General features: G+C 69.9%; 19 protein-coding genes and 1 other RNA gene. 9 read left to right on the top strand and 11 right to left on the bottom strand.

The window, feature by feature from the left end; translation table 11 throughout:
* Positions 1-140: 140 nt before the first annotated feature.
* From I5Q34_RS00400 to I5Q34_RS00385, 4 genes are all read left to right on the top strand, one after another.
* Positions 141-497, top strand: coding sequence for a hypothetical protein (locus tag I5Q34_RS00400; RefSeq protein WP_199890037.1), 357 nt, complete (start codon positions 141-143; stop codon positions 495-497).
* An 80-nt stretch (positions 498-577) separates the two neighbouring features.
* Entirely contained in the window at positions 578-1,804 is a 1,227-nt protein-coding gene (locus I5Q34_RS00395; protein ID WP_277965274.1) for a radical SAM protein, read from the top strand.
* Positions 1,801-2,700: a radical SAM protein gene (locus tag I5Q34_RS00390; RefSeq protein ID WP_199890035.1), complete on the top strand. Its 900-nt coding sequence runs from the start codon at positions 1,801-1,803 to the stop codon at positions 2,698-2,700. The genes I5Q34_RS00395 and I5Q34_RS00390 overlap by 4 nt, the downstream gene beginning before the upstream one ends.
* 14 nt (positions 2,701-2,714) lie before the next feature.
* Positions 2,715-3,500, top strand: a complete 786-nt coding sequence (locus I5Q34_RS00385) for a hypothetical protein (RefSeq protein WP_199890034.1) — start codon at positions 2,715-2,717, stop codon at positions 3,498-3,500.
* Positions 3,501-3,555: 55 nt separating this feature from the next.
* Here the strand turns inward: I5Q34_RS00385 and aspS are convergent, their stop codons facing one another.
* A complete protein-coding gene (gene aspS, locus I5Q34_RS00380) occupies positions 3,556-4,872 on the bottom strand; it encodes an aspartate--tRNA(Asn) ligase (protein ID WP_199890033.1) in 1,317 nt (438 codons plus the stop codon).
* Positions 4,873-5,214: 342 nt separating this feature from the next.
* On the opposite strand from aspS, the gene I5Q34_RS00375 reads away from it, so the two are divergent.
* The 4 genes from I5Q34_RS00375 (at position 5,215) to I5Q34_RS00360 (ending at position 9,790) form a co-directional block, all read left to right on the top strand.
* Positions 5,215-6,264 carry a hypothetical protein gene (locus I5Q34_RS00375; protein ID WP_234428223.1) on the top strand — a complete coding sequence of 350 codons (1,050 nt, stop codon included), beginning with the start codon at positions 5,215-5,217 and terminating at the stop codon, positions 6,262-6,264.
* Between the two features lie 95 nt (positions 6,265-6,359).
* A complete protein-coding gene (locus I5Q34_RS00370; protein WP_234428290.1) occupies positions 6,360-7,865 on the top strand; it encodes an amino acid permease in 1,506 nt (501 codons plus the stop codon).
* Entirely contained in the window at positions 7,865-9,277 is a 1,413-nt protein-coding gene (locus I5Q34_RS00365; RefSeq protein WP_199890032.1) for a glutamine synthetase family protein, read from the top strand. The genes I5Q34_RS00370 and I5Q34_RS00365 overlap by 1 nt, the downstream gene beginning before the upstream one ends.
* Positions 9,278-9,448: 171 nt before the next feature.
* Positions 9,449-9,790 (top strand): hypothetical protein, encoded by a 342-nt coding sequence (locus tag I5Q34_RS00360; protein WP_199890031.1) that lies wholly within the window; start codon positions 9,449-9,451, stop codon positions 9,788-9,790.
* A 45-nt stretch (positions 9,791-9,835) separates the two neighbouring features.
* Here I5Q34_RS00360 and I5Q34_RS00355 read toward each other — a convergent pair whose 3' ends face one another.
* The 6 genes from I5Q34_RS00355 to ftsE all read right to left on the bottom strand — a co-directional run bounded on the left by I5Q34_RS00355 (position 9,836) and on the right by ftsE (position 15,156).
* Complete coding sequence (locus I5Q34_RS00355) at positions 9,836-11,155, bottom strand: site-specific integrase (RefSeq protein WP_199890030.1); 1,320 nt, start codon at positions 11,153-11,155, stop codon at positions 9,836-9,838.
* 121 nt (positions 11,156-11,276) lie between these two features.
* Positions 11,277-11,646, bottom strand: a transfer-messenger RNA (tmRNA) gene (ssrA, locus tag I5Q34_RS00350).
* A gap of 102 nt (positions 11,647-11,748) precedes the next feature.
* Positions 11,749-12,258 carry an SsrA-binding protein SmpB gene (smpB, locus tag I5Q34_RS00345; protein ID WP_199890029.1) on the bottom strand — a complete coding sequence of 170 codons (510 nt, stop codon included), beginning with the start codon at positions 12,256-12,258 and terminating at the stop codon, positions 11,749-11,751.
* Positions 12,259-12,276: 18 nt separating this feature from the next.
* Positions 12,277-13,437, bottom strand: coding sequence for a S41 family peptidase (locus I5Q34_RS00340; protein WP_199890028.1), 1,161 nt, complete (start codon positions 13,435-13,437; stop codon positions 12,277-12,279).
* 85 nt (positions 13,438-13,522) lie between these two features.
* On the bottom strand, positions 13,523-14,434 hold the full coding sequence (gene ftsX / locus I5Q34_RS00335) for a permease-like cell division protein FtsX (protein ID WP_199890027.1): 912 nt from the start codon (positions 14,432-14,434) through the stop codon (positions 13,523-13,525).
* A gap of 32 nt (positions 14,435-14,466) precedes the next feature.
* Entirely contained in the window at positions 14,467-15,156 is a 690-nt protein-coding gene (ftsE, locus tag I5Q34_RS00330) for a cell division ATP-binding protein FtsE (protein WP_199890026.1), read from the bottom strand.
* A gap of 320 nt (positions 15,157-15,476) precedes the next feature.
* Between ftsE and I5Q34_RS00325 the strand changes: the two genes are divergently transcribed.
* Positions 15,477-15,671, top strand: a complete 195-nt coding sequence (locus I5Q34_RS00325) for a hypothetical protein (RefSeq protein ID WP_199890025.1) — start codon at positions 15,477-15,479, stop codon at positions 15,669-15,671.
* Between the two features lie 119 nt (positions 15,672-15,790).
* Here the strand turns inward: I5Q34_RS00325 and I5Q34_RS00320 are convergent, their stop codons facing one another.
* From I5Q34_RS00320 to I5Q34_RS00305, 4 genes are all read right to left on the bottom strand, one after another.
* Positions 15,791-16,594 carry an LPXTG cell wall anchor domain-containing protein gene (locus I5Q34_RS00320; RefSeq protein ID WP_199890024.1) on the bottom strand — a complete coding sequence of 268 codons (804 nt, stop codon included), beginning with the start codon at positions 16,592-16,594 and terminating at the stop codon, positions 15,791-15,793.
* Between the two features lie 220 nt (positions 16,595-16,814).
* Positions 16,815-17,921: a peptide chain release factor 2 gene (prfB, locus tag I5Q34_RS00315; protein WP_199890023.1), complete on the bottom strand. Its 1,107-nt coding sequence runs from the start codon at positions 17,919-17,921 to the stop codon at positions 16,815-16,817.
* Between the two features lie 47 nt (positions 17,922-17,968).
* Entirely contained in the window at positions 17,969-19,261 is a 1,293-nt protein-coding gene (locus I5Q34_RS00310) for a serine/threonine-protein kinase (RefSeq protein ID WP_199890022.1), read from the bottom strand.
* A 193-nt stretch (positions 19,262-19,454) separates the two neighbouring features.
* Positions 19,455-21,257: a serine/threonine-protein kinase gene (locus tag I5Q34_RS00305; RefSeq protein ID WP_199890021.1), complete on the bottom strand. Its 1,803-nt coding sequence runs from the start codon at positions 21,255-21,257 to the stop codon at positions 19,455-19,457.
* Positions 21,258-21,418 lie beyond the last annotated feature (161 nt).

Here is a 21,418-nt window from a genome sequence, read left to right as displayed (position 1 = left end):
TCGTCGACAGCCGTCCGGCGAAACGGCCACGTCGTTGATCTTCCGCAGTTGGTAGACCGCCCTCGACATCGCAGGGCGCGGCACCGCCGCGACGGCCGTTTCCGTCACCAGATCCACCACCACATCAGAGGAGGTCAGTCATGCCGCAATCGCGACGGGAGAAGAAGGACCACTTGATCTACGCCGACGTCGTCGACTCCAAGAGCAAGGCGGGAGTGTGGATGGGCGAGCGCGCCTCGTTCCAGCAGAAGCAGTCCGAGATCCTGGAGACGATCAAAGACCAGGTGAACTGGGTCGAGCTGAAAGACGCGATCATGGTCGTGAGCACCGAGCCGGCCGGCATCACGCTCATGGCGCCGAACCCCACGCTGCCGGGTGTGATCGTCCTCGCCGACGGGGGCTCCCCCGCGGCGTCGGCCAAGCTCCAGGCCGCCGGTGAGGAGACCGTGCGGAAGGTCATGGCACAGCTGGGGATCGCCGAAGAGGAAGCGGCCTGATCGCAGTGACCCGACCCCGCCTTTTGTGGGGGAGGTACTTCCAGTACGAGCGGGACGGGGAGTCGGTTCTCCTCGATCCCGTGGCACTGGAGAGTGTGTACCTCGACCCCGGTGAGGTCCGTGACCTCGCCGGGGTTCCCCCGACCGCGACCCACAAGGCTCTCGAAGAGCTCGGCTTCACCTCGGATGGCCCCGTTGCCGACCGCCGCGAAGCACTCCGCAACCGCCTCGACATCCTCGGCCTGGACCCGACGCCGCGCCGCATCAGCGGACTCCGGGTGGTGCTCACCGACCGCTGCAACATGGCCTGCACGTACTGCTTCGTCGACACCAACACCGGCAAGCCGGACATGACCGAGGCCGAACTGGCCGAAGGACTCTGCTACCTGTTCGAGCAGAACAGCGGGCAGGAGGAGGTGTCGATCCAGTGGTTCGGCGGTGAGCCGACCATCCGCTTCGACCTGATGCAGTACGGGGACGAACTGGCCGATCACCTTGCCCGTCAGCACGGTGTCGGCAGGGTCCGTCGAACCGTGGTCACCAATGGCGCCCGCCTGACCGAAGCGGCCCTGGAGCACTTCGTCCGTTACGAATACGGCGTCGGCGTCTCCATCGACGGCCCTCCGGACATCAACTCGGCCAACCGCTTCCTCCTCGGAGGACAGCCTGCTGACGACCGCATCCGCCGCAATGTCCATCGTCTGCTCGCGGCGGGCAACCTCCATGTGGGCTGCAACCTGACCCCCACGGCGGCCAATATCGGGCGCCTTGCCGAAACCGTGGCCTGGATCATCGATGACCTCGGGCTGAAGTTCATCTACGTGAACACCCCCATCCCTGCGGGCGGACGTTGGCGTGTGAACGGCCGTGATCTCGCGCATGAGTTGCACGAAGCGCGGATGACGGCCTTGGGGCGAGGCGGGATGCTCTTCTCGGTCCTGGACCGCGCCTTCCAGGCCCTCGACACGCGCCGGCCGATGCTCTTCGACCACATGCAGGGGGACCGCAGCCTCAACGCCGCGCTGCTCCCCGGCAACAGGGTCAGCCTGTGCGACATCAACTTCGAAGAGCCCTCGTTCCTCTACAGCATCGACGATCTCCGGGCGAATCCCGAGCTATTGGCGGGGATTGCGAAGGTGATCGCGCCGATCCATGAATGCGGCGATTGCCCCGCACTGGCGATTTGCGGCGGTCCGTCCCGCAACGAACAAGCCCTCATAGGCGGAGATTCCCCAGACCCGGAGATGTGCGCCTTCTACACCAGCACCGTGGGAATCGCGGCCTGGGACAACACGGGGGTGCAATGACCCTCGAGACCGCCACGCCCATAGAAGCGCCCGAATCCTCGCTCCATTTTCGGTCCGCGCTGATCAGTACTGCAGGACACTGTGCGGTGGCCTGCGGCTTCTGCTTCCGCGCCGACCGCGCCCATGGCTTTCTCGACGTGACCACCTATGCCCGAACGCTGTCGCGGCTGAGGGAGATCGGCGTCGGGGGAGTCTGTCTCACCGGCGGCGAACCGACCCACCACCCGCAGCTGCGGACGCTCGTGCGTCTGGCCCACCAGTTCGGCATGTCCGTCTCGATGGTCACCTCTGCCCGGACGCAGGAGGAAGTGAGTCGCCTCAGCGAGATCGGTCACTTGCTGGAGACGGTGACGGTGTCCGCTGACTCGCACGGTGCGATGCTCCTTGGACGTACGAAAAGGTCGGCGGAATCGGCAGCAGCGACCTTGCGGTCGGTCCCGGCGTCGGGCAAGGTCCTGCACCTTACCTACTGGAAGCTCTCCGGCGACGAATGCGGCGACATCCACCGGTTGGTGGAGCACGTGGACGTCGAGGTCCAGCTCAGCCCCGTCACCCTGGACCCTGCTGGCCGACGCCGCAGCGGTATCTCCCTGCACGAATACGTGGCACAACAACGCGAGGACGCCGAGGTGTTGCGCCGCTATTTCGTGCTCTCGCAGGACTTTCAGGATCACTTGACGGGCCTGCGGACCATGCAGCTCTACCCGGAACGACGCCGCGGGTGCCACTCCTCGGCCCTGTACGTGTCGGCCAACGGCGAAGTACGCCGTTGCCCGTACGGGAAGGCCGGCATCAGCGTCCACGCTCCCCGCGCAGCCATCAAGGCGTTCCTCGGAAGCCGCGCCGAGGACCGGGTCACCCCGGACTGCGCCGCCATCTGTCGACCTTCCAGATGACACACGAGGTCCGCATGCGTCCCCACGTCACCACAGCCGTGGAGTTCACCACCCGATGGCGAACTCCACCCAACTTCCGCATCACCAGCCCCCTGGTCCCCTTCGAGTTCCAGCTTCCGACAGCCGTCGACGTCCTTGATCGCGTGCGGCGTGACAACGCGGTGCGTTTCACGATCCTCGGCGACGACGACTGGGCCGTGAGGATGGAACGCACCGAGAAGTTCCGCACCGCGCCGTTGAGCGAGATCGTCGCCTGGCCCTTCAGGCTGGTGCACTTCGATCTCGCCCGCTTCTACGACGACCTGTTCGCAGGCTTCCAAGAGCAGGTCATGATCCCGTGGCGCACGTTCCTGGCTTCGGAAGGCTTCACCTGGCAACGCTGCGCGCCGATCCTCTTCATCTCCACCCGCGGCGCCGCCTCGACGTACCACAACGACAACTCGCACGGCCTGGTCTGGCAGGTCGAAGGCGCGAAGACCTTCCACAGCTACCTCGCCCCCGACCGCATCCTGTCGGCGGAGGCGGCGGTCATCGGGGAGACCACCGCGGAGGAGCCTCCCGAGCACGATCCCGCCGACCGGCAGTCCGTCCGCATGGAGCCCGGCGATCAGTTATGGAGTCATGCGCTGACGCCCCACTGGGTCACCACGGAGTCGCCACTCGCCTTGAGCATCACGCTCGCCCACGGCGGCCTGTGCCACCAGGGGCACTACTCCGAGCGTGAGCTCGCGCTCCGAGCGTACTGGGACGACAACCCCGCCGAGGCGTGGCTGCATGATCTCCGGAACACCCGGTATTGATCGTGGGGGGTGCCACCGTCCACACGCGACGGCCGGCGGCACCTCCCTCTCGCGACTACGGGGTGAGACGGTTGGGCCCGCGGAACAGGAACGTCGCCTCCCGGATCGAGTCCAGACCGAGCAGCACCATCAAGACTCGCCCGAGCCCCATGCCCAGACCGCCGTGCGGGGGGCAGCCGAAGCGGAAGGCGTTGAGGTAGTCCTGCATGTGCTCGGTGCTCATCTCCTTCTCGGCGGCCTGCTTGAGCAGGACATCGTGGCGGTGCTCGCGCTGGGCGCCCGTGGTGACCTCCAGCCCCTTCCACAGCAGGTCAAAGGACAGCGTGACGTCCGGCTGGCCGACCGGGCGCATGTGGTAGAAGGGCCGGATACTCACTGGGTACTGGGTGACGAACACGAACTCGTGTCCGGTTTGCTCCTTGATGTGCGCGGCGATGCCCCGCTCGCCTTCGGGGTCGAGGTCTTCCTTCACCCCCTCCGGGTCCCATCCTTTGGCACGGAGGATCTCCTGGGCCTCCGCCATGGTGATCCGCGGGAACGGCGCCTCGGGCACGACCACGTCCACCCCGAAGTGCTCCCGGATGGCCTCGCCGTGCTTCTCGGCGACCTGGGCGATGGCGTGGGCGAGCATCCGCTCCTCAAAGGCCATCACGTCCTCGACGTCGTTGATCCACGCGAGCTCGACGTCGACGCCGGTGAACTCGGTGGCGTGCCGGGAGGTGAAGGACGGCTCAGCGCGGAAAACCGGGCCGACCTCGAAGACCTTGTCGATGCCGGCGGCGATCGCCATCTGCTTGTAGAACTGGGGCGACTGGGCCAGGTAGGCGTCACGGCCGAAGTAGCCGAGCTTGAAGACCTCGGCGCCGGACTCCGAGGCGGTCTCCATGAGCTTGGGGGTGTGCATCTCGGTGCATCCCTGGGCGTAGGCGTACTCGCGCATGCCCTGCTCAAGGGCGGTCTGCACGGCGAAGAGGAGCTGGGCAGCGGGCCGCTTGCGGACGTCGAGGAAGCGCCAGTCGAGCCGCTGCTCCAGGGCGGTGTGCTCGTCGATGGGGAGCGGGGTCTCGGCACGGTTCAACACCTCGACCGCTTCGGGGATGATCTCCAGGCCACCGAGCTTGACGACAGGGTTTTCGACTACTCGGCCGGTAATGCGGACGGAGGACTCGGGGGTGAGCTGTTCGAGCCGGGCTTCCAGTTCGCCGCCGTCGCGCTGGTGGGTCACCTGGGTCATGCCGGTGTGGTCGCGGACGACGACGAACTGCATCTTGCGCTGGAGGCGGAGGGTGTTCACCCAGCCGCAGATCGAGATGGTCTGGCCGAGGTGTTCGCGCAGGTCAGCGACGAGCACGCGGTCGGTGTGGTGGATCATCACAGTCCTCCAAAGGACCTCGTCATGATCCCTTGGGAGTGCGGGCGAGAAGGGCAACTCGCGGTGCCACCGCACTTTCACCACCGCTCGATGGCGGCGGCCTCATTCGGGCCCGGTCACGGGGGCCAGCCGGCGGGGCATTGGGCCGAATGGCCGTTCCTCCCCGCGCTCGGGAGGGTCTTCACCCCAGGGCGCGAGGCCGCCTTCCCAGCTACCGGCAGCTCTCTCGGCTCGCGTGATCCCGCAGCTACTCGTCTCCGTCGACGCGTTGCCCAGGAGCATACGAGCGCACGGCCGACAGCGGCAACAGACTTCGCCGAAACCCTGACGCAGAGGTGTCCCATGAAAGGCGAGCACGCGATGACGGACCCGTACGAGTTCCGCCCGGTGTATCACCCGGCAGGGTTCGACGATCCCCTCCGGGTAGCGGTGGAAGAGGTGCGTGCCGGGCGCTGGGTCGCGATGCGCGATCTGCTCGCTCGTACGGGTGCCGACTGGGCGCTGCGGACATCGCGTACGCAGGTGCTGGGCGTGGTGGCGGCAGGGACCACGACCGTGGAGGCGTGGTCGGAGGAGGAGCGGAACAGTCTTGATGCGCGGGTGATGTGGGCCCGTGTGTTGGTTCAGCGGGCCCGGCGCGCGCACCGGAGGCGTTACTACGGCGCCCAGGATCTTGAGGTCCTGGCACGTCATGCATGCTTAGTCGCCGCTGAGGCCGTGCCGGCGGATCCGGTGCCGTGGGTGTGTCTGCTTGCCCTGGCGCGGCTGGATGAACACCAGCAGCGGGCCGAGCACCGTGTCCAGCCGTGGGAGTACATGCTGCCGCCCGGTCCGTGGGGTCTCCTCCGGCGTGTCTGGGACCGTGATCAGCAGCCTCGGGAAGCGTTCCATCGCGTGTTCGAGTTCCTCAACGGCTGCACCGCGGGCGCCGCAGCCTCGGCTTCGGCGGTCGACTTCGGACGGTGGGTGGGCTCGTGGGCTCCCTTCGGGTCGGCGCTCCTCGCGCTCCCCCTCTACGCCTATGCCGAGTCCTACGGCCAGCAGCTGGAGGAGGCACGACGCAAAGGGCGGGAGGACCCGCTCCTGCGTCGGCAGTGGGCCGAAGATCCTGCCCGCGGCGACGCTCTCAAGGCGTTCCATCAGTGGTTCGCCGTGGTCGCGCACATCGAGCCGTTGAGGCGATCGGTGGCGGACCTTTCTCACCTGGCCTTCGCGCTGTGGGCTGCCCACCGGTACGTCGAGGCCGCGGCAGTGTTCGAGGCTCTGGGGCCCCACGGGGCCTTGCAGCCGTGGGTCCACCTCACCGACGGCCCCCATCGTCCGGGATTGGCCGAGGGCGCCTTCGTGCGTGCGCGGAGCCAGTGTCTGTCCGCGGCAAGAACATCGCACTGATCAGTTGTCGTGGGGCGCAACCAGGGAAGTGCACGTTGCGCCGTTCGCTCATCTTGGGGAGGTCTTTCGTGTCCATCCACAGCCGACGGCTTGGCCTGGTCGACCGGCAGTCGCACGACCTGCGTGACGACGAACTGCTACGCACGCTCGGGTACAAGCCGGTGCTCACCCGGCGCATGGGCCCATTCGGCAACTTCGCCATCAGCTTCTCCGTGATCTCCGTCCTGTCCGGCTGCATGACGCTGTACGGCTTCGGGCTGAACACGGGCGGTCCCGCAGTGATGATGTGGGGCTGGATCGCCGTCGGCATCATGGTCATGTTCGTCGGTGCCAGCCTGGCCGAGGTCACCAGCGCCTACCCGACCTCCGGCGCCCTCTACTACATGGCAGATCAGCTCGGTTCGAAGAAGTGGGGCTGGTACACGGGCTGGCTGAACCTGCTCGGCCTGCTCGGGGCCATCGCCGGCATCGACTACGGGGCCGCGCAGTTCACCGGCGCCTTCGCCAACCTCCAGTGGGGGTTCCAGCCGACGCCGAGCAAGACCATGGTCATCTACCTGTGCATCCTGCTCCTGCACGGGCTACTCAACCTCTTCGGCGTCCGGCTGGTGAGCATCCTCAACTCCGTCAGCGTCTGGTGGCACATCCTCGGCGTCGCCGTGATCGTCGGCGTTCTGTGGGTCGTGCCCTCGCATCACCAGTCGGCGTCCTTCGTGTTCGGGAAGTTCGTCAACGACACTGGCTGGAACGCGCATTGGTACGTGATCCTGATCGGCCTGCTGCTGGCCCAGTACACCTTCTCCGGCTACGACGCCTCCGCCCACCTGTCGGAGGAGACCACCGGCGCGCAGATCAACGCCGCCCGCGGCATCGTGCGCGCCATCGCCTGGTCCTGGCTCGCCGGCGGTGTCCTCCTCGCCGGCCTCACCTTCGCCATCCAGGACTACGCCGGCACCCAGAACTCCGACACCGGCGTACCACCCGCGCAGATCTTCCTCGACGCCCTCGGTACCGGCGGCGCGAAAGCCCTGCTGCTGATCGTGATCGTGGCGCAGCTGTTCTGCGGCAGCGCCGAGGTCGCCGCCTGCTCCCGCATGGTCTTCGCGTTCTCCCGGGACGGCGCCTTGCCGGGGTCGCGGTGGTGGCGGCAGGTCTCCGACCGTACCCGCACCCCCGTCCGCGCCGTGTGGCTGTCCGTCGTCGTCGCGGGGGTGCTCGCGGCGCCGTCCCTGTACAGCCCCACCGCGTACGGCGCGGTCACGGCGATCAACGTCATCGGCATCACGCCCGCCTACGCCATCCCCATTTACCTCCGCCTGCGCAACCGCCGCACCTTCCGGCCGGGCCCGTGGTCCTTGGGTAGCTGGGGCCCTCTGGCCGGCTGGATCGCCGTCCTCTGGGTGGCGTTCGTGACCGTGCTCTTCCTGCTCCCGCAGAGCTACCCGGTGACGGCCGAGACCTTCAACTACGCCCCCGTCGCCCTGGCCGCTGTCCTCCTCCTGGCCACCATCTGGTGGCAGGTGGCCGGCCGACGCTCCTACGAGACCCCCACCTACGGCAGCGCTCGCGAGACAGCTGAACTCGAGGAAGAGATCGTCTGATGGAGACCACCACGCCGAACCGATTCACCGCCGTCAGCGAGCGGACCGCGGCAAGCCGCCTAGCGGGGCGCCTCACCATCGACGGACTCCGAAAGCACGTCCGGTCCGGGCAGGTGGACACCGTGCTGCTCGCTCTGCCCGATCTTCAGGGCCGTCTGAAGGGCAAGCGCTACGGCGCCCGGCACTTCGTCGAGCGCATCGCCACCGGGGACGCGGACATGTGCGCGTACATCCTGGCCACCGACGTCGACATGACCCCGGCGGACGGCTTCGCGATGACCTCGTGGGACAGCGGCTACCAAGACCTGCACGCCGTGCCCGACCTCTCCACCATCCGCGCGCTTCCGTGGATGCCCCGCACCGTGCTGGTGCACGCCGATGCCCAGGACCATCAAGGACAGCCGCTCGAGGTGGCGCCACGGCAGATGCTGCGCCACCAGCTCGCACGGCTGGCCGACCGCGGGCTCACCGTCAAGGCCGGTCTGGAGACCGAGTTCATCCTCTACCAAGGCAGCTACGCCCAAGCCGCCGAAACCGACTACCGGGGCCTCCGCCCCGTGGCGGCCGACAACCTCGACTACGCCCTCGACCACGACCCGGCCCTCGACCGCTTCCTGCGCCGGCTCCAAGCCGCATTGGCCGGTGCCGGGCTACCGGTCGAAGCCGTCAAGACCGAGTCCGCACCCGGCCAGGTGGAAGTCACCTTCCCGTACGGGGACGCTCTGGCCGCATGCGACGGACACACGGTCCTCAAGCACGCCGTACGCTCCATCGCCCAACGTTCAGGGTGGGCGCCGACGTTCATGGCCGCTCCCGAGACCGGTCTGGCGAACGGACTCCACCTCCACTTGTCCCTATGGCGCGATGACCAGCCAGTGCTCGCAGCCGAAGACGGCAGCCTTTCCCCACTCGCACGCCACGCCATCGCCGGGCTGGTCGATTCCCTGGCCGACCTGGCCCCGCTGTACGCGCCCACCATCAACTCGTACAAGCGGCTCACCAACGAGTCGTTCGCCCCAACTCGCCTGACGTGGGGGTTCGACAACCGCACCTGTGCCGTTCGCGTCGTCGGCCACGGCGACGACCTGCACATCGAGGTCCGTCTGCCCGGCGCTGATGCCAATCCCTACCTCGCCGTGGCAGCCGCGCTCGGCGCCATCTTCGACGCCACGGATTACGACTTGCAGCCCTCGTCGCCGTTCACCGGCAACGCCTACCAGGCAGAGAACGCGAGGAGTGTCCCTCTCTCACTCCAGGAAGCGCTTGAGGGCTTCCGCGACAGCCCGGTGGCGCAGAAAGCGTTCGGCGCCGCCGTGGTCGAGCACTACACGCGTATCGGTCAGATCGAACTTGATGCGCATCGCCACGTCGTGACCGACGCCGAGCGACGGAGGTGGTTCGCACGGGCTTGACCAGGTGTCGCTGCCGCCCGCTGATACAGAGGCGCTGCGGCAGCGACGCACCACCGGTCCGGCCGCCCCGATACTCCCGAGCCGGGAGCCAACCTGGGCTCCAACTCGTCGTGATAACCGGAAACTTGATTTCTTCCACCGCATGACACCCGCGCCGGTAGCGTCAGCGCCATGGCGAACTCAAGCGCGAAACCGTGCCACGAAGGCGCCGGCCCCGACTGCCGCTGCGAAGGCAAGATTCCGCCGCCCGACCAGAGGCCGGGCTGGACGTGGGTGGAGGATGAGGGGGAGATGTGCTGGGTCCACGTGACCGTGAACGGCAACATCACCACCCGGTGGCGCGCCGTGGAATGGAGCCACGAGACGAGGATGCGTCTGACCCAGCTCCTTTTCGGACCTGCCCAGCGACACCAACAAGCCGACGAACGACAGGCCAAGTCCAAGGTGACCAGCGAAATCGTCATCGTGGACGGCGACGGTAACGAAGAGCCGTACGCCCCCGGCAAGCTATGAACACCAAGGCCCCCGCCATGAGGCAGGGGCCGCAGCACTCAGCCTCTACGCGACAGCACGCAGGCGCCGCGGCTTCTTGCCCATGAGCAGCCCCTCGGCGGACTCGGCCATGCGGGCGTCGGTCTCCGGGATGAGGTGCGAGTAGATCCCGCTCGTCACGGTGACGTTCCCGTGGCCGATCCGCTTCGACACGGACTCGATGCCGTGCAGCGGGATCAGTGCGGTGGCGTGGGAGTGCCGGAGGCTGTGCGGGTGCGGGTCCTTCATCAGTCCTCGCTCGGCCGCCAGCTTCTTGACCTTCTTCCACCTGGCCGTGTTGAAGTGCGCGTTACGCCAGATCTTGCCGCCCCGCGTACCAGGCGGCGGGAACAACAAATCCTTGGGCTTCTTTCCCTTCGCCCGCGCCAGCAGAATCCTCAGCGCCTCCGGACCGAGCGCGATCGTGCGGAAGGCGTTGGCCGACTTGCCCTCCAGGGTGCAGATGTACGGCTGACGGTTCTCGTCCTCCTTGACCACCTGCATGATCGACAAGGTTCGTGCCTGCGCGTTGACGTCGCACGGCCGGAGTGCGATCAGCTCGCCCCAGCGCACGCCGGTGCCGAGGATGGTGGCGGTGATGTCCCCGGTGTCCTCGTCCACCTCGTACGCGCAGTCGATCCACGCCGGCGCCTCGGCCTCGTCGACGATGTGCTCCAGCTTGACGGTGCGCCCCTTACGCTCGGGCAGCTTCACCCCGCGGCATGGGCTGGCGGGGATGTAGCCCCGGTCCACGGCGTAGTCGAAGACCGGGGAGATCACCGAACCGTGGATGTTGATGATGGTCTTCGCCGAGTAGGTGCGCTTGACCTTCTTGCCGTAGGTCTTCGTCCGCATGTGATTGACCCACGCCTGCACGACATCGCGATCGTGGCGATCGACGGCCATCCGTCCGAGCGGGCCCACCGCCCGGCCGTCGGGGAGCACGACCACGGCCGCGTTGATGTGGTTGTCGAAGGCGGTCTCGTACTCGGCGACGGTGCGCCGGTCGGTGTCGACGAGCGTCGCGAGGTACTCGCGGAACACGTCCCGGTACGTCTTCACCTTCGCGGCCGCCGGAACGACGCCGAGGTGCGCCGCCCACTCCGGATCCTCGTACGGGTCGCGGAAGCCGTTGGCGACGAGCGCCCCGCGGAACTGCACGGCCTCGTGGACGGTGTCGAACGTGCGAGATCGCTTCCCTCCGTCCCGCTGCCCGCCCTCGCGCCACGGAACCCGGTAGCCCGTAGTGCCGTCCGCCCGGCGCCGGTACTCGACGCCTTGAGGCCGTCTCGATCTTGTGTTCACCATCACATCGTCCATTTGGGTCTCGTCGGAGACCAAGAACATGCGACGCGACGCACCGGGCGTGCGGGCCACCCGAGTGACCCCCGTGCCCCCACGGTGCCCCCATGGCATGAAAAAGCCTCCGACCTGCTGCTATTTATGCAGGTCAGAGGCTTTTCATGGGGAGTGGAGATGGCGGGAATCGAACCCGCGTCCAACGGTGCAGAATCAGGGCTTCTCCGAGCGCAGTCCGCTGCGATTTTCTCAGCCCCGGAGATCACGCGGACAAGTCTCCGACGGGCTCAGTCACTGTTTGATTTCCCACCGGGCCCCGTGACCGGGCCCAGTGGTTTAGTTCCCTAGCTGATGCCAGGATCCGGGTCGGGAACAGCCCCGGGCTGACACTTCGCAAGTCGCTACTTAGGCAGCGAGGGCGAAGGAATCGCGCTTGGTGTTGGCGATTATTGGTTGCGACATATGGTTAACGAGATCATTGCCGCTTCCTCGGCTCGCTTCCCCTGCTTCGACATCCGCTGTCGAAACCGATCATCCCCATGTTGTGTTTTCAAACTGCCGCCCCGGGGGGCGTGCTGCCGCCATCGTACGTGACCGGCGGCGGGCGGTGCCAGTGAATTCCGGCGGCTCCCCCGGCGGGGTCACTTCGCCGCGCGCTCCCGCTGACGCCGGCGCGCCGCCGCGATCGCCCGGTCCGACTCACGGCGGTCCTGCTTCTCGCGCAGGGTCTGCCGCTTGTCGTACTCCTTCTTGCCCCTGGCGAGCGCGATCTCGACCTTCGCCCGCCCCTCCTTGAAGTACAGCGCCAGCGGCACGATCGTGTGCCCCGTCTCGCCGGCCTTGGACTCCAGCTTGTCGATCTCGTCGCGGTGCATCAGCAGCTTGCGCTTGCGGCGCGCGCTGTGGTTCGTCCACGTGCCCTGGGCGTACTCGGGGATGTGCACGTTGTGCAGCCACACCTCGCCGCCGTCGATCTGCACGAAGCCGTCAACCAGCGAGGAACGGCCCTGACGCAGCGACTTGACCTCGGTGCCGGTCAGCACCATGCCGCACTCGTAGGTGGTCAGGAGGTGGTAGTCGTGCCGTGCCTTCTTGTTCTGCGCGACGAGCTTGCGCCCCGCGTCTTTCTGCTGTTTCTGCTGCTTTCCCATGGTGCGGTCATTCTCGCACTACGACCCCGGCCCCAGGCCACCCAATACTGCGCGGGCCCGGGGCTCGGGGTCGCCGTGGACGACCAGGTCGGGGGTGAGGCCGCCGTCCTCGACGGTGCGGCCGGCGGGGGTGCGCCAGTGGCCGACGGTCTGCTCGGCGACCGAGCCGTCGGGCAGCGCGCGGGGCATCTGCACCGAGTCCTTGCCGAAGGTCCGCGAGCCGACGAGGACGGCCCGGCCCCGGTCCTGCAGCGCGCCGGCCAGCAGCTCGCCGGCGCTCATGGTGCCGCCGTCGACGAGGACGACCAGGGGCCGGCGGGTGTCCCCGCCGGGGCGGGCGGACAGGGCCCGCTGGCGGCCGTGGACGTCGTAGGTGGCGACGAGACCGCCGTCGAGGAAGGCGGACGCGGTGGTGACGGCCTCGGTGACCAGACCGCCGGCGTTGCCGCGCAGGTCCAGCAGGACGCCCTCGCGGGGGCCTGCCGCCCGTACCGCCTCGCGCACCGCGCGGCCCGTGCCCCGGGTGAAGGAGGCGACCTTGATCCGGGTGCCGGCGGCCGCGCCGTCGCGGAACCGGTCGGAGACGACACTCCTGGTGCGCAGTCGCTCGCGGCGGAGCGTGCGCTCCCGCACCGCGCCCTCCCCGGCCGCCGAGCGCCCGGCGCGGTCCAGGCCCAGCCGCACGGGACTGCCCGTCCCGGACGGTCCGCCGCGCAGCCGGGCGACGACGTCGGTGACCGGCCGGCCGGTCACCTCCACCCCGTCCACGGTGCGCAGCCGGTCGCCGGGCGTGATCCCGGCCCGGGCGGCGGGTCCGCCCTGCTCGACGCCCTCGACCTCCATCGCCCCGTCGCCGAGACGGCGGACGGAGAGGCCGACCCCCACGTACTCGCCGCGCAGGGACCGCTCGAAGCCCTGGTACTCACGGGCGCTGTAGACACCGCCCCAGCGGTCGGGTGCGGCCGGCCCGCGGGGGCGGGCCGCAGACGGACCGGGTGCCTTGCCGTCCTCCGTGCCCGCGGCGAGCGGCGCGCGGGCCGTGGACGGGAGCCCCTGCCGGGCGTCCGCGCCCCACGATCCGGTGGCGGCCCCGGTGGCCAGGGCTGCGGCGAAGACCAGCGTCAGCACCGCGCCGCGGCGGAGGCGGCGGCGCGGTACGAACATCGGCGGGCCGGGCATGCGCGAGAGTCTAGGCCACCACCGGTCCCCGTACGGGGAGTTGACGGTACGGCGCCCGCGTCCCGCGCGCACCACGGCCCCTCCGCTACACCTTCAGGTATTTCCACAGCGCGGCGAAGGCGGCCAGCGCGGGCATCAGCAGCCCGGTCGCCAGGACCAGCGGCAGCTTGGTCAGCACCGCGTCCCAGCCGATGAACTGGATGACGTCGATATGGGTGGCGAGCAGATTGTTGACCAGGAACTGCTGCCCGGACACCAGCAGGACGCAGGCGAGGATCCCGCCCAGCAGCCCGGCGACGGCCGCCTCCATGATGAACGGGACCTGGATGTAGAAGCTCGACGCGCCCACCAGCCGCATGATCCCGGTCTCCCGGCGCCGGCTGAACGCCGAGACGCGGACCGTGTTGACGATCAGCAGCAGGGCCACGACGAGCATCAGGAACATCACGCCCAACGCCCCCCAGTTCATGTACCGGAGGAGGTTGAAGAGACTCTTGAGGGTGTCCTTCTGGTCCTCGACGGTCTGCACGCCCGGGCGCTTCTGGAACGCGCTGGAGATGACCTCGTACTTGGTGGGGTCCTTGAGCTTGATGCGGAAGGACTCCTGCATCTGGTCGGCCGTCACCACCGTGGCCAGCGGCTGGCTGCCGAACTCCTCCTTGTAGTGCTTGTACGCCTCGTCCGACGTCTCGAAGTGGATGCTCTGGACCAGCGGCATCTTCTCCAGATCGGCCTTGATCTGCTTCTTCTGCTCGTCGGTGACCGCGCCCTTGGCGCAGGAGGAGAAGTTCGCCTTGTCGGTCTTGTTGCAGAGGTAGATCGAGACGTTGGCCTTGTCGTACCAGTAGCCCTTCATCGAGTTGACCTGCTCGTTCATCAGCAGCGAACCGCCGAAGAGGGCCAGCGACAGGGCGACCGACACGATCACCGCGAAGGTCATCGTGAGGTTGCGGCGGAGACCGACGCCGATCTCCGACAGAACGAACTGGGCGCGCATGGCGTCCTTTCACTGCCTTTCAGTGCAGGCTTTCAGTGCTGGTAGCCGTAGACGCCGCGCGACTGGTCGCGCACGAGACGGCCCTGGTCGAGCTCGATGACGCGCTTGCGCATCTGGTCCACGATCTGCTGGTCGTGGGTGGCCATGATGACGGTCGTGCCGGTCCGGTTGATCCGGTCGAGCAGCTTCATGATGCCGACGGACGTCTGCGGGTCGAGGTTGCCCGTGGGCTCGTCGGCGATCAGCAGCATCGGGCGGTTGACGAACGCCCGGGCGATGGCCACGCGCTGCTGCTCGCCGCCGGAGAGTTCGCCCGGCATCCGGCTCTCCTTGCCGCCGAGCCCGACCAGTTCCAGGACCTGCGGGACGGCCTTGCGGATCTCGCCGCGCGGCTTGCCGATGACCTCCAGGGCGAAGGCCACGTTCTCGGCGACCGTCTTGCTGGGCAGCAGCCGGAAGTCCTGGAAGACGGTGCCCAACTGGCGCCGCATCTGCGGCACTTTCCAGTTGGAGAGGCGGGCGAGGTCCTTGCCCAGCACGTGCACCTGGCCGTGACTGGCGCGCTCCTCCCGCAGCAGGAGTCTGAGGAAGGTGGACTTGCCGGAGCCGGAGGAACCGACCAGGAAGACGAACTCGCCCTTCTCGATCTCGAGCGAGACGTCCCGGAGCGCCGGGCGGTTCTGCTTCGGGTAGGACTTGGAGACGTTGTCGAATCGAATCACGAGTGCACCACGTGCGACCTGGGGAGCGGCACGGAACGCCACGGTCGCGGCGCCCGTCGGTGTGCGTGACCATACGCGAACGACGCGTGTACGCGCAGTCGGCGTCCTGTGTTGACGGGTTTATTACCGCTACCTACGGGGACAAATCGAGGACAATCGGGTCCCGGGCGGGCGACGGGCCGGGGCGGCGGGACGCGGCGCAACACCGATCGGGTCGGCTCCCGGGTACCGGTCGCGCCGAAGGGCGGGAAAGCTGGCACAGTGGTAGGGGGAACCGCACGGCTTTCCCTCGCGTTGGACGTACCGGAGGAGGAATTCGCATGACATGCGACCGACTGGTGTGTGCCAACTGCGCAGCCCCGGTCAGCGAGGGACGGTGCCCGGTCTGCCGGGCGAGCCGGGAGCGGCTCCAGCAGCAGGAGGGCGTCTTCGCCGGCCTGACGCCGGCCACGCTGGTCGCGCTGCTGGTGGCACTGGTCGCGGTGGCGATACTCGCCCGCGGTTTCGCCGGCTGAGCGACGGTCCCGCAGAGACTTGAGGGCCCGGGGTGCGACGCACCCCGGGCCCTCGTCATGCGCGGACGTGACGCTGCGCGCCCGCCCGCTCACGCTCGATCGATTCCGATCGGACCTGCTCAGGCAGGGGTGTTGCGGTTGATCACACGCGGCAGGAGGCGGAAGCCGATGCCGCCCGCGATCATCGTCGCGGCGCCGACCACCAGGAAGGAGGTCTGACCGGCACCGGTCTGGGCCAGCTCCTCCTTCGGCTTGGCCTGCTGCACCGGCTTGACGCCGGCGCTGTCGGCGGCCGTGTTGCAGTTGCCGCTGCCGGTGTCCACGGGGCAGGTGGTGGCGTCGTCGCTGCCGCCGGGGGTGCTGCCGGGGACGGGCTCGGCGGTCTCGTCGCCGTCGCGGGTGGGCTCGGAGGTCGGGTCCGGCTTCGAGGTCGGGTCGGGGTTGCCCGTGGGGTCCGGCTTCCCGGTCGGGTCGGGGTCGCCGGTCGGATCCGGCTTGCCCGTGGGGTCGGGGTTGCCCGTCGGGTCAGGGTCGCCCGTGGGGTCCGGCTTCCCGGTCGGCTCGGGGTCACCCGTCGGGTCCGGCTTGCCCGTCGGCTCGGGGTCACCCGTCGGCTCCGGGTCGCCCGTGGGGTCCGGCTTCCCGGTCGGCTCCGGGTCACCCGTCGGATCCGGCTTGCCCGTCGGCTCCGGGTCACCCGTCGGCTGCGGGATGCTCGTCGGCTCCTGCGTGGGGTCCGTAGGCCCGTCGGGAGCGGTCACACCCCCCGTCCCCTGCACCTTCGCCGTCTTCGTCGACAGCCCGCCCAGCGGGACGTCCACGCCGGCCGCCGAGGCCGCGCCCGCGGCCGTCAGCGATGCGCCCGCGGCTATCACCGCGCCCGCGGTGATGCGCGCCACGCGCAGCCGCGTCTTGTTCGTCATATGCCTGCTACCCCCAGTAGCTGGATTCGTCGGTGGGGCAGCCGTGCACCGGGTGGTGGTCCTGGGAGGTCCGCGAAACGTCAGCGGCGGCCTTGCGGCCTTGTGTCGCCCCCCGCCACACGCATCCCAGTGATACGCATGCCGCCCGCCACCCTTGCGAGTTTTCGGGCATGCGTCAAGGCGGATCCGGGCCGTATGCCCGGATCCGCCCTGGTCCGTCCTACTTTTCCTGCTGCTTGCGCCAGCGGATGCCGGCCTCGAGGAAGCCGTCGATGTCGCCGTCGAGGACCGCCTGCGGGTTGCCGACCTCGAACTCGGTACGCAGGTCCTTGACCATCTGGTACGGGTGCAGGACGTACGAACGCATCTGGTTGCCCCAGGAGTTGCCGCCGTCGCCCTTGAGCGCGTCCATCTTCGCCTGCTCCTCCTGGCGGCGCCGCTCGAGCAGCTTGGCCTGGAGGACGTTCATCGCGGTCGCCTTGTTCTGGATCTGCGAGCGCTCGTTCTGGCAGGAGACGACGATGCCGGTCGGGATGTGCGTCAGGCGGACCGCCGAGTCGGTGGTGTTGACGCCCTGGCCGCCGGGGCCGGAGGAGCGGTAGACGTCCACGCGCAGGTCGGACTCGTCGATCTCGACGTGGTCGGTCTGCTCGACCACCGGCAGCACCTCGACGCCCGCGAAGGACGTCTGGCGGCGGCCCTGGTTGTCGAAGGGCGAGATGCGCACCAGGCGGTGGGTGCCCTGCTCGACCGAGAGCGTGCCGTAGGCGTAGGGGGCCTGGACGGCGAACGTGGTGGACTTGATGCCGGCTTCTTCGGCGTACGAGGTCTCGTAGATCTCGGTCTTGTAGCCGTGGCGCTCGGCCCAGCGCAGGTACATCCGCTGGAGCCGCTCGGCGAAGTCGGAGGCGTCCACGCCGCCGGCCTCGGCGCGGATGTTGACGAGGGCCTCGCGGGAGTCGTACTCGCCGGACAGGAGGGTGCGGACCTCCATCTCGTCGAGCGCCTTGCGCACGGCGGTGAGCTCGGACTCCGCCTCGGCGAGGGCGTCGGCGTCGTCCTCGGCCTCGGCGAGCTCGAAGAGCACCCCGAGGTCGTCGATGCGGCCGCGCAGCCCCTCGGTCTTGCGCAGCTCGGCCTGGAGGTGCGACAGCTGGCTGGTGATCTTCTGCGCCGCTTCCGGGTCGTCCCACAGGGACGGGGCGGCCGCCTGCTCCTCGAGCACGGCGATGTCGGCCCTCATCCTGTCGAGGTCCAGGACGGCCTCGATCGACCCCATGGTGGAGGAGAGGGACTTGAGCTCTTCGGATACATCAACGACTGCCACGCACCCAGCCTAACCGCTGCGCGGGGCGGGGCGCCCCGGTCCGGCGTTCACGGGAGCTGCCCCTGGGGCGCGTCCGTGCGGTGGACGCCGGGCTTCGCGTCGCCGGAGTCGTGGCCGGCCGTGGCGTACCAGCCGCCCACGCCCGCCGCCGCGGCCAGCGCCACCGCGGCCGCGCCCAGCCTGATCCGCCGCCGCCTGCGCTCCTCGGCCAGCGTGCGGTGCCGGGCCGAGCCCGCCCGGCGCTCGCCCGCCGCGCGAGGCGCCCGGGCCGTGCCGTGCGCTCCGCCCGCGAGCTCCTCCGGGCCCGGGACGCGCATGCTCGTGTGGGTGTCACGGCTGGAGTCGAAGGCGGGCGCCGGGACGAGCGGGACCGCTCCGCGGCGGGGCGGCCCGGGGATCGCGGACGGCGGGGCGTAGACCGCGCCGGGCGGCTGCTCGGCGGCGTCCGCCGCGTCCGCCTCCGTGCCCGGCTCGTCGATGTCGAGCGGCGGCAGTCCGGCCAGCGCGGGCAGCAGTTCGCGCAGCCGCGAGCCCAGCTCGGAGGCGCGCAGCCGGGAGGCGGGCGCCTTGGCCAGGCACTGGACGATCAGCTGCCACAGCTCGTCGGGGATGCCCGGCAGCGGGGCGACCGTCTCGGTGACGTGCCGGCGCAGGACCGCGCCCGGGTGTCCGCCGCCGAACGGCGTGAACCCGGCGAGCAGCTCGTAGAGCACGGTGGCCAGCGCGTAGACGTCGACGGACGCCCGGGGCGGCAGGCCCTCGACGATCTCGGGGGCCACGTAGTCCGGGGTGCCGATGACGCTGCGCGGGGCCGCGGCACGGGTGCGGTCGCGGGCGGGGCGCGGGGTGTCCACGAGGCGGGCGATGCCGAAGTCGGTGAGCAGCGCGGGGTGGGCGCCGCCGGGGCCGAGCGGGCCCTCCATGTCGAGCAGGACGTTCTCCGGCTTGACGTCGCGGTGGACGACGCCGGCCCGGTGCGCGGCGGCCAGGCCGTCGGCGACGTCCGCGACGACGGCGACGGCGGCCTCGGGGGCCAGCCGGCGCTCGTGGTCGAGCCGGGTCCGCAGGTCGGTGCCCCGGACGAGGTCCATGACCAGGGCCAGGTCGTTGCCGTCCACGACCAGGTCGCGGACGCCGACCACCCGGGGGTGGTCGAGGCCGAGGAGGGCCGCCCGCTCCTGGACGAACCGGCCGACGAGCTCCTGGTCGGACGCCAGGTCCTCGCGCAGGAGCTTGATGGCCACCGGGCCCTCGGGCCCCTCGCCCAGCCACACCGTGCCGGCGCTGCCCCGGCCGAGGACCTGGTGGGCGGTGTACCGGCTGCCGATCTTCCGTGCCAAGACTCTTCCCCGACTCCTCAGACATCCCGACAGGCGCGTCGCACCGATCCGCGCGCGACCAACCTACGCGGCTGAGGGGATGCTAGGGGCACCGGCCGGTGCCCATCCTCACTTCCGCGGCACAAGCCGCCCGATCCGGTGGGCCCGTGGCCGGGTGCCCGAACCCGGCGGGCCGGTCACCCGGACTCCGGGGCTACTTCGGACTGTGGCTCGCGATCCAGTCCTTGGTGTCGGTGACCCAGTCCCACGCCGCGTCCCAGAAGCTCTTCCCGTCGGCGACCCAGTCCTTGAGCGGGGTGAACTCCCACACGGCCCAGGAGCCGATCACCAGGATCACGATCAGGAACAGACAGCCCTTGAGGCAGCCGAGGCCCGGGATGCGCATGGGGTTGGCGCTGCGCTGCCGCGGCGGGCGGGGTTCGCGCCGGGGGGCGGGTTCGGGCGCCGGCGGGGCGTACGGCTGCGGCTGGGGCGCCTGCGGCGGCTGCTGGTAGCGCGGCTCCGGCCGGCGCCGGCGCTCGGGCTGCGGCGCGTACGGCTGCTGGGGCTGCTGAGGCGGCTGCTGCGGGGCGTACTGCTGCGGCTGCTGGCGGTAGGGCTGCTGCTGAGGCTGCTGCGGGGCCCCGTACTGCTGGGGCTGCTGGGGCTGCTGGGGGTAGCCCTGCTGCGGGGCGGCGCGGCGCGTGGGGCGCCGGCGCAGCGGGTCCTCGCTGGGGTCCAGGTACTGGACCTGCGTCTGGTCGTTGCGGTCGCGGGCCGCGCGCAGCTGGGTCTGCCACGGGTGCGGGCCGTCGGCCTGCGGCGGCCCGGGGTCCACCGGCGGCATGGCGCGGGTGGGGTCCGCCCCGCCGTAGGAGCCCGCGGGGAGCACCTGCGTGGGACCGGCGCCGGGGCCGGAACCGGCGGGCAGCACCTGGGTGGGGTCCGCGCCCGGACCCTGCGCCGCGCCGGGCAGCAGGCTGGTCGCCGCATCGGGGTCGTAGCCTCCGGGAACGCCGGTGGCAGGCGGCAGGACCTGCGTGGGGTCCGCGTCGCCGAAGCCGCCGGCCGGGTTTCCCTCACCAGTGCCGGGCACCACGGCCGGCTGCGGGTCCGGGGCGAGCAGCGCGGCGACGCCGAGCGCGGCCTCGGCCTGGGCGGCGCTGGCGTGCACGCCGACGCCGGCGGCGACGACGCGCAGGGCGCGGGCCAGGTTCTCGGCGCTCGGCCGCTCCTCGGGGCGCTTGCGCAGGCAGCGCTCGATGACCGTCCACAGGGGCTCGGGGACGGTGGTGGGGCGGCGCGGCTCGGCGCTGAGGTGCTGGTGCAGCACCTCCAGGGCGGTCGCCCCGGCGAACGGGGGGCGGCCGGTGACCAGCTCGTACATCAGGATGCCGGCGCCGTAGATGTCGACGGCGGAGGTCTGCGGGCGGCCCTCGGCCGATTCCGGGGCGACGTAGGCCGGGGTGCCGACGAACTCGTGGGTGCGGGTCAGGCCCGGGGAGTCGGCGAGGCGCGCGATGCCGAAGTCCGTCAGCATCGGGTGCATCCGCCCGCCCTCGTCCTTGAGCAGGACGTTGGCCGGCTTGAGGTCGCGGTGCACGATGCCGTCCGCGTGGCTGGCCGCCAGCGCGTCGGCGATCTGGGCCGTGAGCAGGGCGGCCGCCACCGGGGTGAACGGGCCGTTCTCCCGCAGGTAGCGGTGCAGGTCCGGGCCGTCGACCAGGTCCATGACCAGGGCGAGCAGGTCGCCCTCGACCACCAGGTCGCGGGTGCGGACGATGTTGGGGTGGGTGAGCCGCAGCAGGACGGAGCGCTCGCGCAGGAAGCGCATCACCACGTCCGCGTCGTTGGCCAGCTCCTCCTTGAGCACCTTGATCGCGACGGTCTCGCCCGGCTGCCCGGCCACCGCGGCCTCGGCTCCGGCCGCCTCGCGCTGGCTCGCCCGCCAGACGGTGCCCGTGGCCCCGCGCCCGAGCGGCTCCTCGAGCAGGTACTTGCTGCCTACCGGCCGCACGTCATGCGCTCCCTGGTCGTGATCCGGACCGTGCTCCCGGTCCCGGTGTCGAACTGTGTGACGGCCTCTCCCCGAGCTCGGCCCTCCGCCCACTGTAGTGCTGTCCCGCGAACCGTCGCCTTGACGAATCCGTGGGGCTCCGGGGAAAGACGCGTGTTCCG

Source organism: Streptomyces sp. AV19 (genome assembly GCF_015999245.1).
Classification (GTDB): domain Bacteria; phylum Actinomycetota; class Actinomycetes; order Streptomycetales; family Streptomycetaceae; genus Streptomyces.
The sequence above is the reverse complement of the archived record's forward strand: the minus strand, read 5'-3'. Positions and strand labels throughout refer to the sequence as shown.